The sequence below is a fragment of the Psychrobacter sp. K31L genome (genome assembly GCF_017942195.1).
Taxonomy (GTDB): Bacteria; Pseudomonadota; Gammaproteobacteria; order Pseudomonadales; family Moraxellaceae; genus Psychrobacter; species Psychrobacter glaciei.
Genome location: NZ_JAGKSC010000004.1, coordinates 115,659 through 132,332, shown reverse-complemented (window position 1 = coordinate 132,332; position 16,674 = coordinate 115,659). Strand labels below are relative to the sequence as shown.

General features: G+C 43.6%; 11 protein-coding genes. 10 read left to right on the top strand and 1 reads right to left on the bottom strand.

Annotated elements, in window-relative coordinates:
• The first annotated feature begins 74 nt into the window (after positions 1-74).
• Positions 75-1,070 (top strand): hypothetical protein, encoded by a 996-nt coding sequence (locus tag J5X94_RS08195; protein ID WP_210540910.1) that lies wholly within the window; start codon positions 75-77, stop codon positions 1,068-1,070.
• A gap of 126 nt (positions 1,071-1,196) precedes the next feature.
• Here J5X94_RS08195 and gltA read toward each other — a convergent pair whose 3' ends face one another.
• Positions 1,197-2,477: a citrate synthase gene (gltA, locus tag J5X94_RS08190; RefSeq protein WP_010200792.1), complete on the bottom strand. Its 1,281-nt coding sequence runs from the start codon at positions 2,475-2,477 to the stop codon at positions 1,197-1,199.
• A 1,027-nt stretch (positions 2,478-3,504) separates the two neighbouring features.
• Here gltA and sdhC point away from each other — a divergent pair.
• From sdhC to sucD, 9 genes are all read left to right on the top strand, one after another.
• Positions 3,505-3,891, top strand: coding sequence for a succinate dehydrogenase, cytochrome b556 subunit (sdhC, locus tag J5X94_RS08185; protein ID WP_010200793.1), 387 nt, complete (start codon positions 3,505-3,507; stop codon positions 3,889-3,891).
• 20 nt (positions 3,892-3,911) lie between these two features.
• Positions 3,912-4,298 (top strand): succinate dehydrogenase, hydrophobic membrane anchor protein, encoded by a 387-nt coding sequence (sdhD, locus tag J5X94_RS08180; RefSeq protein ID WP_227500963.1) that lies wholly within the window; start codon positions 3,912-3,914, stop codon positions 4,296-4,298.
• Between the two features lie 463 nt (positions 4,299-4,761).
• Positions 4,762-6,612: a succinate dehydrogenase flavoprotein subunit gene (sdhA, locus tag J5X94_RS08175; RefSeq protein WP_210540909.1), complete on the top strand. Its 1,851-nt coding sequence runs from the start codon at positions 4,762-4,764 to the stop codon at positions 6,610-6,612.
• Positions 6,613-6,792: 180 nt separating this feature from the next.
• The gene (locus J5X94_RS08170; RefSeq protein WP_010200796.1) at positions 6,793-7,503 is read left to right on the top strand and encodes a succinate dehydrogenase iron-sulfur subunit; all 711 of its coding nucleotides are present in this window, start codon (positions 6,793-6,795) and stop codon (positions 7,501-7,503) included.
• Positions 7,504-8,326: 823 nt separating this feature from the next.
• A complete protein-coding gene (locus tag J5X94_RS08165; protein WP_210540908.1) occupies positions 8,327-11,206 on the top strand; it encodes a 2-oxoglutarate dehydrogenase E1 component in 2,880 nt (959 codons plus the stop codon).
• 141 nt (positions 11,207-11,347) lie between these two features.
• Positions 11,348-12,607: a 2-oxoglutarate dehydrogenase complex dihydrolipoyllysine-residue succinyltransferase gene (gene odhB / locus J5X94_RS08160; protein WP_210540907.1), complete on the top strand. Its 1,260-nt coding sequence runs from the start codon at positions 11,348-11,350 to the stop codon at positions 12,605-12,607.
• Between the two features lie 247 nt (positions 12,608-12,854).
• Positions 12,855-14,309 (top strand): dihydrolipoyl dehydrogenase, encoded by a 1,455-nt coding sequence (lpdA, locus tag J5X94_RS08155; RefSeq protein ID WP_210540906.1) that lies wholly within the window; start codon positions 12,855-12,857, stop codon positions 14,307-14,309.
• A 159-nt stretch (positions 14,310-14,468) separates the two neighbouring features.
• Positions 14,469-15,635: an ADP-forming succinate--CoA ligase subunit beta gene (sucC, locus tag J5X94_RS08150; protein ID WP_010200809.1), complete on the top strand. Its 1,167-nt coding sequence runs from the start codon at positions 14,469-14,471 to the stop codon at positions 15,633-15,635.
• 152 nt (positions 15,636-15,787) lie between these two features.
• Positions 15,788-16,663 (top strand): succinate--CoA ligase subunit alpha, encoded by an 876-nt coding sequence (sucD, locus tag J5X94_RS08145; protein WP_010200812.1) that lies wholly within the window; start codon positions 15,788-15,790, stop codon positions 16,661-16,663.
• Positions 16,664-16,674 lie beyond the last annotated feature (11 nt).

Sequence of the window (16,674 nt, the reverse complement as noted above, 5' to 3'; positions counted from 1 at the left end):
ACATAAACCAGCAATGGATTGCTGTGATAATTCTAACTTTTATTATTTTGCATTAACAAAGGATATGTACTCTGATGTTTAAATTTTTGCCAGAAACGCTGGATAATGAGGCTCATGATAGCGACATGAATCAAAGCTTCTCAGACAAAAGCACCAGCTCTCTACGTTATCCCTCAACGGTACTTATGGTAATGCTAAGTGGCATATTACTATTGAGTGGTTGCCAGCAAGCAGACACGCAACCTGAGCCAAAGGACAGTCAAAGCACTGAACAGACGAGTGCTGAAGACAGTCAACCAATGCCGCAAAGTGATTCGGCTGCTGCGCGTATTAAACAGTTTCAGCCGTTGTACGTCGCTCAAGCACAAGGGTTGCAGCGTCGGCTACAAGCAGAGTATGAGTCATTACAAGCTGCTGATGCGTCCGATGGCGATGCTTTATTGCTCGAAGGAGCAACTCAGGACACTGCTAATCAGGCCACCGCTAATCAGGCCAGTGCCCCAGTGACTGCTAGTAATACACCCGATAATAGCGGTTTGCCAGCTACAGAGGCGAGCAACAGTAATGCGTCTGAGCAAGCATCAGTACCAGCCGCTACCGAGGGCGATGTTACGGATGCTGACATTAACACCAGTACTGAGGTTGGTGAGCGCGATTTGACTGTACTTAAGCGTATCAGTCTCGAGCCGCGTAAACCTGTGATGATGACTGAAGCACAAATGATAGAAAGCTATCAGCAAGCGATGGACGCATTATATCAGCCTGTGACTACGCCGCTTAGTGCAGAGGATTCTGATACGCTGATTAATATAGCCACTTTGACACCGCAGTTATTCGAGCATGCAGAAATCGCTGGCAGGGTCAGTGCAAAAAGCCCAGCGCTGGCTCGCTTGATTATTCAACACCAAGTCTGGGAGCAAATAGAAGCGCAGCAAGTCATCGATATGCAACAAATGAAGGTTGATCAGCAACAAGAGTTTGAAACATTGATGACTAAGTTTAATGACACCATCGAAGGATATGATGAACAAATCGCTAAATACGAGCAAACTTTGAAAGAGTTTCAATAACTGACGATATTGAGTACGATTGAACTATCAATTGTATCTGTTAAAGTTAATACATTTATCTAAAAATAAAGCAATAAAAAATCCCGCACGATGGCGGGATTTTTTATTGCTCAAATACTATTTAGCTTACTTGCGATCTTCGACCTTTACAAAATCACGGCGCGTTTCACCAGTATATAACTGACGTGGGCGACCGATTTTGAATGGTGCACTGTGCATCTCTAACCAATGGCTGATCCAACCAGAAGTACGAGCCAATGCAAAGATTACGGTAAACATTGACGTTGGGATACCGATAGCTTTCAAGATGATACCAGAATAAAAATCAACGTTTGGATATAGGTTACGCTCGATGAAGAACGGGTCTTCTAGTGCAATTTTTTCTAGCGCCATTGCCAATTCAAGCTTAGGATCATTGATACCAAGTGCTTCTAATACCTCATCACAAGTCTCTTTCATTACTTGTGCACGTGGATCGAAGTTTTTGTAGACACGGTGACCAAAGCCCATTAGCTTCACTTCACGGCTTTTTACTTTTTCCATGAATTCAGGCACGTTCTCAACAGTACCGATTTCATCTAGCATCTCAAGAACGGCTTCGTTCGCGCCGCCATGTGATGGTCCCCAAAGGGCTGCGATACCAGCAGCGATACAGGCATAAGGGTTAGCACCCGTAGAGCCTGCTAAACGTACCGTTGACGTAGAAGCGTTTTGCTCATGGTCAGCATGCAAGGTAAAGATTTTGTCCATTGCACGAGTGATGACATCGTTTTTCTGATAATCTACATCAGCAGGCGTTGCAAACATCATGTATAAGAAGTTTTCAGCGTAGTTAAAGTCATTACGCGGGTACATGAACGGTTCGCCCTGAGAGTATTTGTAACTCATTGCAGCAAGCGTTGGCATTTTAGCAATCAGACGAATAGCCGTGATTTCACGATGCTCTTCGTTACTGACGTCTAGGTTGTCATGATAGAAGGCTGATAAAGCACCAACGACACCAACCATAATAGCCATTGGATGCGCGTCACGACGGAAGCCTTCGAAAAACTTACGCAATTGGTCATGGACGCCTGAGTGCTTACGGATCTTTTCAAAGAAATCTGCTTTTTGCTCGGCATTAGGCAATTCGCCATGAACAAGCGCATAAGCCACTTCTAAATATTCAGCGTTGTTTGCTAATTGATCGATAGGGTAGCCGCGATGCAATAACTCGCCTTTGCCGCCATCGATAAAAGTAATTTTTGATTCAACAGGTGCGGTTACTTTAAAACCAGGATCATAAGACCAAAAGCCCGACTCTTGTAACGCCGCAACATCGATAACTGGGCGCCCTAAAGTACCTTTAATAATTGGAAGTTCGTATTCTTTACCATCTACGGTTAGTTTGGCGTGAGTGTCAGCCATAAATTCCTCTCCATTGGTTGTAACTTGTTAGAATAAAAATATACCGACGCACAGCCTCGCGCCATTACTAGTAAAACGGTCAAAATGTTTTTAACGTATTTAATATGCAGGCTATATTAGCAGCAATTCTCTATGATTTGAAAAAACTTTTAGCAGCAAAGGCACCAACTGGTGTGGTTTCATAGTGTCTATCTACTGTAAATTTTGTATCAAAATATGTCTGTCAGGTTATTTTACTTAAAAACTGCCCTTTTAGAGCGTTAAGGCAAACTCTATTATGCGCATAATATCTGCATCGATTTACCAAAATAGAGCAAAGCGTATTTTGGCTATCTATGCTAAAAACAGACTGCGTATGAGTAGTAGGCGAACGGAATGGGTCATCTAATCCTCTGAGCTGAGTCGTCAGGGGGGATTTAGTATTGCACAAATTCGCTTGTTTGTTAAATAAGCCTTCTTATTTCATTAGTTTAGGGATAAATTTGTAATTGTCGCCCAGTCATTTTATAATTAGCGTTACTTAACTGGCACTCGCTTTGTGCGAATTGATAAGTGGTCATGATATAGTGTCGTTTAAAGCTGACTCTATCTATATTTAGTGACGACTAGACGGTGACTGTTTAGACCAGAGCTGTACGTGATGGTCTGATAGATCTTGTTAACTGTCCTATTTTTAAGTAATGAGCCTATTTTAATTAATCCGCTTATGGTTCATATTGATGTAGAGAAGACAGTGATCTTTTTCTATGTGAAAAGTATCAGTAAAAATAGAATAGTTAATCGCTCTAACGAATAGTGCGGTTACTTGTTGGTTAGTCGATGAGCCGCTATTAAAAAGCTTATCAATTTAACGAGTCCTGCTACACCGTTTACCATCCGACCATTTCTTCATATTTAGCGCAAACTAAACGAAGTCAGCTAGCTCTTCCTTACTTTATTCGTCTCGTGTGTTGCTCAATACCTAACTTGATACTATTTATATCAAGCAGTGGTTGTTAGCAGATACAGGAGTATAACCGCAAAAAGGATGCCCGCTGTGAAAAGCAACCGACCTATTGATCTGCCTTTAAGCCAAGTGATTAGCGTTAATCGCTCACCGATTGCGATCGCCTCAATCTTGCATCGTATCTCTGGCATTATTCTATTTTTATTGATTCCTGTCATGCTGTGGTTACTACAGAACTCATTGGCGTCGCCTGAGAGTTTTGAGACCGTATTTGACAACGTACTTGTGCGCTTTTTAGCATGGATATTCGTTGCGGCGATTGCTTATCACTTTGTGATGGGTATCAAGCACTTATTTGCTGATATGGGCATGAATGAAGAACTAAAATCTGGCCGCACTGCGTCTATGGTTAGTTTTGTGATTGCAGCGATTCTAATTGTCGCGTCATTTGTATGGGTGATGTTCTAATGATTAAAAATGATTCAGGAATCAAAAGTGCGACTGGTCTGACCGGTTCAGGCTCACGCGATTGGATTATCCAGCGTATTAGCGCTGTCGTTTTAGCTGTTTATAGTGTGGTATTGCTGGGCTTCTTTTTGACGCACGGCGACGTTACTTATCTTGAATGGTCATCATTCATGACCAGTCTGCCTATGCGCTTATTTAGCTTAGTGGCGGTACTTGCACTAGCTGGCCATGCTTGGGTTGGTATGTGGACCGTGTTCACTGATTATATTACCACTGGCAAACTAGGCTCAAGCGCAGCAGGTCTACGCTTAGTGCTACAGTCATTGATGATTATTGCTATTTTAGTGTTTTTATTTTGGGGCATCATGATTTTTTGGGGTACTGGTTTCGGTGTTGTTGCCGTTTAACTATAGCCAATCCCTATAATATGAATACGGCGTCAGGCTCGCTTAGTCTACTATTTGTAGTACTTCACTCGCCTTACTTGTATTCATATTATATTAAACAGACTATATTTTGATAAACCCTATTTATCTATAACCAATAACGGATGCACCCAGCAGCACTAGTGGCTGATCAAGCATTATAAAGTCGTCCGTTAGTCGTTAAAAATAGTCATAGCCAATCATAGCGTTGGATATTACTGACTTAGTCAGTCACTTATATAATAGGTGCGCTATGGTTTAGTCAGTGAGCGAACCCAATATAAAGATAGATATGCAAATTAGGTGGCTAAAGGTTGTTTGCGTCATCCACTTTGATAATTTCAAGTAGGGGCGAGACAATACAGTGTTTTGTCCAGCAATAGGATGATTTTGAGACAGCCTTTTTATTTACTTCTAAGCATTAACAGGCATTAGGAAAACCGTAATGGCAACTAGACAAGATAATACCATTAGTAATATTAAGACCCTAAACTACGATGCAGTTATCGTTGGTGGTGGTGGCTCAGGTATGCGTGCTTCATTGCATTTAGCGGAAGCGGGCATGAAGGTTGCAGTCCTTACCAAAGTATTCCCAACACGTTCGCACACGGTTGCCGCTCAAGGTGGTATCGGTGCAAGTTTGGGTAACATGAGTAATGACAACTGGCACTTTCACTTTTATGACACCGTAAAGGGTTCAGATTGGTTAGGTGATCAAGACGCTATTGAATATATGTGCCGCGAAGCGCCAAAAGTGGTCTATGAGCTTGAGCATATGGGCATGCCGTTTGACCGTAACGAAGATGGCACGATTTATCAGCGCCCATTTGGTGGTCATACGTCTAACTATGGTGAAAAAGCAGTACAACGTGCTTGCGCCGCTGCTGACCGTACAGGTCACGCACTATTGCACACGCTATATCAAAAAAACCTAGAGCAAGGTACTGAGTTCTTTATCGAGTGGATTGCTCTTGACTTGATCAAAGACGAAGCCGGCAACATCAATGGTGTTATCGCGCTTGAACAAGAGACTGGTACTGTAGCTGTATTCCAGTCACCGATTACTGTCCTAGCGACAGGTGGTGCAGGCCGTATCTTTGCCGCATCTACCAACGCTTATATCAATACTGGTGACGGTATTGGCATGGCAGTACGTGCTGGTATTCCATTACAAGACATGGAATTCTGGCAGTTCCATCCAACAGGCGTTCATGGTGCAGGCGTGCTATTGACCGAAGGTTGTCGTGGTGAAGGTGCTATCTTACGTAATAAAGATGGCGAAGCATTCATGGAGCGTTATGCGCCAACTGTGAAAGACTTGGCACCACGTGATCTAGTATCACGTTCTATGGATCAAGAAATCAAAGAAGGCCGTGGTTGTGGCCCTAATGCGGACCATATCGTTATGGATATGACGCATCTAGGTGTTGAAACCATCATGAAGCGTTTGCCATCAGTATTTGAGATTGGTAAAAACTTCGCCAACGTTGATATCACTAAAGAGCCGATTCCCGTTATCCCAACCATTCACTATATGATGGGCGGTATTCCAACCACGATTCATGGTCAAGTAATCACTCCTGATCTAGAAGCGGGTACGGATGAAGAAGGTCTATACACGAAAGGCACTGTCGTTAAAGGTCTTTACGCGATTGGCGAATGTGCTTGTGTCAGTGTTCACGGTGCCAACCGTTTAGGTACGAACTCACTACTTGATCTATTGGTATTTGGTCGTGCGGCTGGTAAGCATATCGTTGATGAATTCCATCACGCTGATCATAACTACAAGCCACTTGATCCTCGTGTGCTTGATTTTACAGTGAAGCGTTTAGACAAACTGCAACAGTCTACCGAAGGCTATAACGCTCAAGATGTTGCGGACGAAATTCGTGCGACCATGCAGACACATGCCAGTGTATTCCGTACGCAAGCAATGATGGACGAAGGCGTTGAGAAAATTTTAGCGCTAGGCGACAAAATCGACCAGATTCATTTGGCTGATAAATCACAAGTCTTTAACACGGCCCGTATCGAAGCTTTCGAAGTGGCTAATCTATATGAAGTGGCTAAAGCAACAATGATATCAGCAGCGATGCGTCATGAAAGTCGCGGCGCACACAGTGTGTCCGATTATGACCGTCCAGAAGATGATGATTATGCACCAAACGGTCGTAACGATCATGACTGGATGAAGCATACGCTTTGGTACTCAGAAGGCAACCGCATTATTTATAAGCCAGTACGCAAAGTGCCATTGACCGTTGATTATATCGAGCCAAAAGTTCGCGTCTATTAATTTTTGACTGCGCCGCTGGTCTATATGAACAGCGTTAACGTTTTATCCCTTATTAATTTATTAAAAAGGTGACCGCCAGCTACATGCTCATGCCAGCGCTGTGATAAAGATACTCTATCTAGCGCTGATATGTTGCAACCTTTGTACGCCCGCCATCACCTACGTGTGGAGTTTAGCATTATGAGCCGAGGTACTCGCACCATCGAAATCTATCGCTACGATCCTGATCTGGACGCAGCGCCACGTATGCAAACCTATACAGTTGAGTTGTTAGACTCAGATCGTATGTTGCTTGACGTGTTATTACGCCTGAAAAAGGAAGATGAAACCATCACCTTCCGTCGCTCTTGCCGTGAAGGCATCTGTGGCTCTGATGGCATGAACATCAATGGCAAAAATGGTCTAGCCTGTCTTATCAACATGAATACCTTGCCAGAAAAAATTACTGTTCGTCCGTTGCCAGGTTTACCCGTGGTTCGTGATTTGGTCGTCGATATGAACCAATTCTACGAGCAGTATGAAAAAGTACACCCGTACTTAATCAACGATCAGCCAGCACCGCCAACAGAGCGTTTGCAGTCACCTGAACAACGCGAAAAGCTAAACGGTCTGTACGAATGTATTCTATGTGCGTGCTGCTCAACCAGCTGCCCATCGTTCTGGTGGAACCCTGATAAATTCTTAGGTCCATCTGCACTATTACATGCTTATCGCTTCGTCGCTGATAGCCGTGATGGTGATACACAAGCACGTTTGGCACGTTTGGATGATCCGTTCAGCCTATTCCGTTGCCGCGGTATCATGAACTGCGTTTCAGTGTGTCCAAAAGGTTTGAACCCTACCAAAGCAATCGGTCATCTACGTAACATGCTGATAGACCAAGCAGGTTAAACGAGTTAAGCGCTGCTTAGTTTATGTACATGTCATAATGAAACACCGTCTCAGTATTAGGCGGTGTTTTTTATTAGCTAGATTTGCGTACTGGTAGGAGATAGAAGAGGTATTTCTGTTTACTATTTGGAGAGGCGCATTTGGCTAAAACGCTGGTCAAAAGTAAGCCAGTATTAACAATACGTTGGTGGTATGTAAGAAGTCCTGTTATGTAAACGAACTGTCTATATAATTAGCAGTAGAAATGCACGGAGTAAGAGGTTTATAATAGATATTCATTATGTAAATACCTACTATTGAGCAAACAAACTATGTCGTGCAAGGCATGCATGCTAAGCTATACAGCAATGTATGTTTGCCAAAAATGACAATAAATATCCTTCATAAGAAGACATTTCAGCGAAAACAGCCAATTTATAGGCTAGCTGAACGATAGGGTATTTGCAAAAGGTATTATCATTAATAAATTGGTTATAGCTGATAGCAGTATATATAAATTAATGTTGTGAAACGAGTCAGACAAGAAAACTGGACGTTCACAAATAATTTTATCAGATGGCTATTGTTTGAGCTGAGTGTTGTAGTAGCGCTATCATTATTACTTGACATATTTTTTATCAATAATGATGAACGCTACTTATTACAGTAAGAACAACGATGCCTTGTATTAGTCATCAGAATATTAGTCATCAGCAATTATTAATCATCAGCAATAGCAAATCTTATTACTGTTTAAGCTCAAAAGTCAAAATATCAAATGTACAACGAACGACACAATAATAAGCACGATTCCATTCATTTATCTATCAAATAGACGATTATTATGAATAGTATAACTAAAGAAGCCGCAGACGTAGAACATACTGAACTGGCTGCTGATAATGCCAACTATATCGAAGTGCTTTATGAGCAATACCTGACTGACCCTACTAGTGTTGATACGGATTGGCAAGCGTATTTCGAACAATACAAATCGCCAAACGATGCTCAGCATAATGCTATTAAAGACCAGTTTTTGTTACTTGCTCGCAATCAAACGGCGAACAAGGGCACTCCTGCAACCACAACGACTAGCAATGCAGCTGACTGTGCCGACCCTAAGCAAATGGGCGTACAGCAGCTGATTTCTGCTTATCGTCGCCGTGGTCATCGTCGCGCAAAACTCGATCCATTAGATCTGCATCCACGCGCTGAAGTGGAAGATTTGACGCTTGAGTATCACAATCTTTCAGAAGCCGATCTAGACACCATATATCCTACCAATGATTTGAATATTGGCAAGGACGAAGCACCGTTACGTGAAATTATTGAAATCATGGAACGTGTTTATAGCCGTTATATCGGTATCGAATATATGCACGTTACCACCAGTACAGAAAAGCGCTGGATGGAAAAATATCTCGAAAGCAATCTGGGTTATATTGAGTTTGATAAGGACAAGCGACTCTCTATCCTTGAGCGCTTAACCGCTGCCGAAGGCTTAGAGAAATATTTGGCGCGTAAATATACGGGCGTCAAGCGTTTCGGTCTAGAGGGTGGCGAGAGCTTTATCCCTGCTATCAATGAAATCATCCAACGTGCTGGCGGTTATGGCACCAAAGAGATGGTTATCGGTATGGCGCATCGTGGGCGCTTGAACTTATTGGTGAATATCTTAGGTAAAAAACCTGCTGATTTGTTCGACGAGTTCGATGGTAAAGTTCAGCCAGAAAAAGGCTCAGGCGACGTTAAGTACCATAATGGTTTCTCATCTAATGTGATGACGCCAGGTGGCGAAGCGCATTTGGCTTTGGCTTTTAACCCGTCGCACCTTGAAATCGTTGCGCCAGTATTGCAAGGGTCAGTACGTGCCCGTCAGGTTCGTCGTAATGACCAACCTCTTTTAGACAATAAAGGCGGTAACTCAGTCTTGCCAATTGTCATCCATGGTGATGCTGCTTTTGCTGGCCAAGGCGTGGTTCAAGAAACGTTCCAAATGTCACAAACTCGTGCTTATACCACTGGTGGTACAGTACATATTGTGATCAATAACCAAGTTGGTTTTACGACCAGTCGTCAAGAAGATGTTCGTTCAACTGAATACTGTACTGACGTGGCAAAAATGGTACATGCACCTATTTTACACGTGAATGGTGATGATCCTGAATCGGTCGTATTTGCCGCACAATTGGCATTAGATTATCGTCATCAATTTGATAAAGATATCATTATTGATCTTTTCTGCTATCGTCGTAACGGTCACAACGAAGCAGATGAACCTTCTGCCACTCAGCCTTTGATGTATGCCGTTATTAAGAAACTGCCGACGACTCGTACTATTTATGCACAGAAGCTTATCGCAGATGGTATCTTGAATGCTGAACAAGAAAAGCAATACGAAGATGAGTACCGTGAGTCTTTAGACCGTGGTGACTATGTTGCCAACTCATTAGTTCAAGAACCTAACGAGCAGCTATTTGTAGACTGGAAACCTTACCTAGGACATGATTTGGTTGATGACTGGGATACCAGTGTCGATATCGAAATCCTAAAAGGTTACGGACGTCGTATGGCTGAAATGCCAGAAGGCTATAAGCTTCAGCGCCAAGTTCAAAAAGTCGTTGATCAGCGTTTGGCTATGCAAACTGGCGAAGAGCCTCTTAACTGGGGTGCTGCTGAGACATTGGCATACGCATCTTTAGTCGATAACGATAAAGTATTGGTTCGTATTACTGGTGAAGATGTGGGCCGTGGTACTTTCGCTCACCGTCACAGTGAAATTTACAATATCGATGATGGCAGTATGTATGTGCCATTGGCTCATATGAGTGAAACACAAGCGCGTTTTGCCACCTATAACTCATTGTTATCAGAAGAAGCCGTACTGGCCTTTGAGTATGGTTATGCAACGACCGTACCAAACGCATTGATCGTTTGGGAAGCGCAGTTTGGTGACTTCGTCAACGGTGCGCAAGTCGTCATCGATCAGTTCATCTCGAGCGGCGAAACCAAATGGCAGCGTGTATGCGGTCTGACTATGTTGTTACCACATGGTTTCGAAGGTCAAGGCCCTGAGCATTCATCGGCGCGTCTTGAGCGCTTCTTACAGTTATGTGCTGAAGACAATATGCAGGTCATTACGCCAACGACGCCTGCGCAAATTTATCATGCCCTACGTCGTCAAGCAGTGCGTCCGATTCGTAAGCCATTGATCGTCATGTCACCAAAAAGCCTATTGCGTCATAAGTTGGCTACGTCAAATCTCGAAGAGCTGGCCAATGGTAAATTTGAGACTGTATTGCCAGAGATGGATGAGCACAATGCAGACAACGTGACTCGGATGGTGCTATGTGGTGGTAAGGTTTATTATGACTTGCTAGAACAACGTCGCGCGCTCGGTCTTGACCATGTCGCCATCGTCCGTATCGAACAACTTTATCCGTTGCCAGAAGAACGGTTGATTGCTGAAATTGAAAAATACAGCAATCTCAAAGAAATCGTTTGGACGCAAGAAGAACCACTTAATCAGGGCGCTTGGTATTATTTGGCACCGCATATGTTCCGTATTGTGGTACCGCATCCAACCAAGGCAAAAGTCATGGAGCCAGTAGCACGTCCCCCTAGTGCTGCCCCTGCGACAGGTTCTGCGAAATTACACGTACAACAGCAACAAGCATTAATCGCTGGCGGTCTTGGTATTAGTGTGGACGAATTGTCTAAGTAGCAGGTTGTCAAAGTAACAGACTAGATAAGACAAATGAATCAGGCGATGACAGTCAGTACGGTGTAAATAGTTTAAATCGGTACTGACTGCCTATCACGACTTAATAATAAATAGCAGTATCCAAATCTAAGGAGTATATCGATGGCTGAGATCAAAGCCCCCGTTTTTCCAGAATCGGTTGCCGATGGCACAATCGTTGAATGGCATGTCACTGAAGGCCAACAAGTAAACCGTGATGACCTATTGGCCGAAATTGAAACTGACAAAGTTGTATTAGAAGTTGTGGCACCTGATGATGGTGTGGTAACCAAAATCGTTAAGCAAGTTGATGATACTGTATTGTCTGATGAGTTAATTGCAGAGTTTGAAGCGGGCGCAAGTGGCGCTGGTGCAGACGACAGTAATGACGGTGATGCTCCTTCCGTGAATCCAGATCAGCCAGCTGCTCCAGTACAAGCAAAGCAAGCGGCAGATGGCGGCGAGCCAGTACAAGTAACAGATAAGAAAGAAGAAGCTGATCATAAAGATCAAAGCCCAGCAGTCCGTAAAGCGGCAAAAGAGAGCGGCGTTGATCCTAAAGACGTCGAAGGTAGTGGTCGTGGTGGTCGTGTAACCAAGACTGATATGGCAAGCCCAACGCTAAAAGCAGACAGCTCTATTAAGTCTGATAGCGGTCGTCCAGTAGCTGAATCAGCTGGTGAGCGCACCGAAAAACGTGTGCCAATGACACGCCTTCGTAAGCGTGTTGCTGAGCGTTTATTATCAGCGACGCAAGAAACTGCGATGCTGACGACGTTCAACGAAGTTAACATGAAACCGTTAATGGACATGCGTACCAAATATAAAGATCAGTTTGAAAAGCGTCATGGCGTTCGTCTAGGCTTTATGTCGTTATTCGTCAAAGCAGCGACTGAAGCGCTAAAACGTTTCCCAGCAGTGAACGCATCACTGGATGGCGACGACATTGTTTATCATGGTTTTTATGATATCGGTGTAGCCGTATCGTCAGACCGTGGTCTAGTTGTTCCTGTATTACGTGATACCGATCGCATGAGCATGGCAGATGTCGAAAGCCGTATCCGTGAACTTGGTGGCTTGGCTCAAAAAGGCAAGCTTGGTCTAGATGACATGACTGGTGGTACTTTCACTATCTCAAACGGTGGCGTATTCGGTTCACTCATGTCAACGCCTATCTTGAACCCGCCACAAACCGCTATCTTGGGTATGCATGCTATCAATGACCGCCCTATGGCAGTTAATGGTGAAGTTAAAATCTTGCCAATGATGTATCTTGCATTATCTTATGACCATCGTATGATCGATGGTAAAGAAGCGGTACAGTTCTTAGTTACTCTCAAAGAGTTGGTCGAAGATCCAACCATGCTCCTCTTAGACCTATAAGCTTCTAAGCTTGTATTGGCAACCGCCGATACAAGCTTTTTAACTTTGGTAGCGTGGTATAAATAGTTTTTTAATGATGCTACCGTTTCGAGTAGCAACGTCAGCAGCTATATTTTATTAGCGTTTTTTGATAAATAAATGTGTGGCGTTGATATAGTGTATTAACTAGCAGCGAGAAACATCGTTTATCTCTTAATAAAATAAACAATAGCATAAATGATAAATAAAATAGAAATAGGAACGTACTATGAAAGACAATTATGATTTAGTCGTTATCGGCGGCGGTCCTGGTGGTTACGAAGCAGCTATCCGTGCAGGACAGCTTGGTATGAGCGTTGCTTGTATCGAAAAACGTGTTTATAAAGGTGAGCCAGCGCTTGGCGGGACTTGCTTAAACGTTGGTTGTATCCCATCAAAAGCACTGCTTGATAGCTCGCATCGTTATGAAGCGACCAAGCATGATCTCGATGAGCATGGTATCAGCACCGGCGATGTCGCTATTGATATCGAAAAAATGATAGAACGCAAAGAAGGCATCGTTAAGCAATTAACTGGCGGTGTTGCGGCATTATTGAAAGGTAATGGCGTTGACTGGCTACAAGGCTGGGGCACGTTAGTTGACGGCAAAGGCGCTGACAAACAAGTTAAATTTGTCGCTTTAGAAGACGAAGCGGAAAGCACTATTACCGCTAAAAACGTGATTCTGGCGGCAGGTTCAGTGCCTATCGACATCCCAGTTGCCAAAACTGACGGCGATCGTATCGTTGATTCTACTGGCGCGCTTGATTTCACCTCAGTCCCTAAACGTTTAGGCGTTATTGGTGCCGGTGTTATCGGTCTTGAGCTTGGTTCAGTATGGCGTCGTCTAGGTAGCGAGGTTGTAGTCTATGAAGCGCTTCCTAGCTTTTTAGCTGCTGCTGACAAAGATATCTCGAAAGAAGCTGGCAAAATGCTGAAAAAGCAAGGTCTTGATATCCGTGTTGACACCAAAGTAACCAATGCTGAAGTTAAAGATGATCAAGTGGTTGTCACTAGCGAAAACAAAGGTGAGTCGAGCGAAGAGAGCTTTGATAAACTAATCGTTTGTGTTGGTCGCCGTGCTTATTCTGAAAAACTACTTGGCGATGACAGTGGCATTCAATTGACCGAACGTGGTCTTATCGATGTCAATGATCAGTGCAAAACCAATCTTGATGGCGTTTATGCCATTGGCGATTTAGTCCGTGGTCCTATGCTTGCGCACAAAGCAATGGAAGAGGGCATGATGGCTGTGGAACGTATCCATGGCGAAAAAGCTCAAGTTAACTATGACACCATCATCAATGTCATTTATACTCACCCAGAAATTGCATGGGTAGGCTTAACTGAGCAAGAAGCTGAAGCAGCTGGCTACGAAGTTAAAACAGGCTCGTTCAATCTAGCGGCTAACGGCCGTGCATTGGCTCAAAGCGAAGCAGAAGGCTCTATCAAAGTAGTGGCTGATGCTAAGACAGATCGCTTGTTAGGTATGCATGCTATCGCTGCTGGTGCTGGTGATATCGTCCATCAAGGTATGATTGCGATGGAATTTGTCTCTAGTATCGAAGACTTGCAGCTGATGACGTTTGCGCATCCAACGATGTCAGAAGCGGTGCACGAAGCAGCGCTATCTGCAGATGGCCGTGCTATCCACGCTATCCAGCGCAAAAAACGCAAGAAATAAGCAGTTGCTCGTTTAATTATTATCGATTTACAACCTGATTGTGGTATCGCTATTTTGGCGATAGCCACGATCATGAGTGCGTCAGACGTATGATTAATATATGCATGGGCGCACTTGATTTCACTTTTTATTAATTGTAAAAAATAAAGGATACAATCAATGAATTTACATGAGTATCAAGCAAAAGAGCTATTAAAAAGCTACGGTTTGCCGATTCAAGAAGGCATCATCGCCTATAGTGGCGACGAAGCTGCTGCTGCTTTTGATAAAACACCAACTGACATTGCGGTTATCAAAGCGCAAGTACATGCTGGTGGTCGCGGTAAAGCGGGCGGTGTAAAGCTGGTTAAAACTCGTGAAGAAGCCAAGCAAGTAACTGAAGAGCTAATCGGCACCAATTTGGTTACTTTCCAAACTGACGCTGATGGTCAACCAGTAAACTTCGTATTGGTTGCAGAAGATATGTATCCAGTACAAACTGAGCTATATCTTGGTGCAGTCGTTGATCGCTCTACTCGTCGTGTGACTTTCATGGCATCAACCGAAGGTGGTGTTGATATCGAAGAAGTAGCAAACGAGACGCCAGAAAAAATCTTTAAAGTACATGTTGATCCTTTAGTTGGTCTAATGCCTTTCCAAGCGCGCGATGTTGCGTTCAAACTTGGTCTAGAAGGCAAGCAAATCAACCAGTTCGTTAAATTGATGACTGGTGCTTATAAAGCATTTGTTGAAAACGACTTTGCTCTAATGGAAATCAACCCATTAGCCGTTCGTGAAAATGGCGAAATCGTTTGTGTCGATGGCAAAATCGGTATCGATTCAAATGCACTATATCGTCTGCCTAAAATTGCAGCACTACAAGACAAAACTCAAGAAAACGAGCGTGAGCTTAAAGCTGCTGAGTTTGACCTAAACTATGTTGCTCTAGAAGGTAACATCGGTTGTATGGTTAACGGTGCTGGTCTTGCAATGGCAACCATGGACATCATCAAATTGTATGGCGGCAAGCCTGCTAACTTCTTGGACGTTGGCGGCGGCGCAACTAAAGATCGCGTTGTTGAAGCATTCAAGATCATTCTTGAAGACAGCAGCGTTGAAGGTGTTCTAATCAACATCTTCGGTGGTATCGTACGTTGCGACATGATTGCAGAAGCCATTATCGCTGCTGTTAAAGAAGTCGATGTGCAAGTACCTGTCGTTGTACGTCTAGAAGGTAATAACGCTGAAAAAGGCTTACAAATTCTAGAAGAGTCTGGTCTTAAGCTTACGACAGCCCAAGGCTTAGCAGATGCGGCTCAGAAAATTGTCGATGCTGTTAAAGCTTAAGATATTTGAGGCATAGTCCTTTAAATATAAGCGTTTAAGCATAGTAGTCAACGTGTAATAGCAGCTTGTTGGTATACATTTATCATTAATATTTAATGGTTAACACATCATCAGGTAGCTATTACAAGACAACCGAATACAAGGAATAAATAATGAGTGTATTAATCGATAAAGATACCAAAGTATTGGTACAAGGTTTCACTGGTAAAAATGGTACGTTCCACTCTGAGCAAGCGATCGAATACGGTACTAAGGTCGTCGGCGGCGTAACGCCAGGTAAAGGCGGTCAAACGCACCTAGGCCTACCAGTATTTAATACTATGGCAGAAGCCATGGAAGCGACTCAAGCTGACGCTTCTGTTATCTATGTACCTGCACCATTCGTACTAGACTCTATCGTTGAAGCAATCGATGCTGGCGTTAAATTGATCGTTGTGATCACTGAAGGCGTACCAACTATCGATATGCTAAAAGCCAAACGCTATCTTGAAGAAGCTGGCGACGTGCGTTTAGTTGGTCCTAACTGCCCAGGCGTTATCACTCCAGGTCAGTGCAAAATCGGTATCATGCCAGGCCATATCCATCTGCCGGGTAAAGTGGGCATCATTTCACGCTCTGGTACGCTAACGTATGAAGCTGTTGCTCAGACCACTAAACTTGGTTTTGGTCAGTCAACTTGTATCGGTATCGGTGGTGATCCTATCCCTGGTATGAACCAAATTGACGCATTGAAACTGTTCCAAGAAGATCCACAAACTGAAGCTATCATCTTAATCGGTGAGATCGGTGGTACTGCTGAAGAAGAAGCTGCTGCTTATATCAAAGACCATGTGACTAAGCCAGTTGTTGGCTATATTGCTGGTGTTACCGCTCCAGAAGGCAAGCGTATGGGTCATGCTGGCGCTATCATCTCTGGTGGTCAAGGTACTGCTGAAGAAAAATTCAAAGCGTTTGAAGATGCTGGTATCGCGTATACGCGCGACCCATCTAAGCTTGGTGAGAAGCTAAAAGAAGTTACTGGTTGGTAGTTTAGAATTAA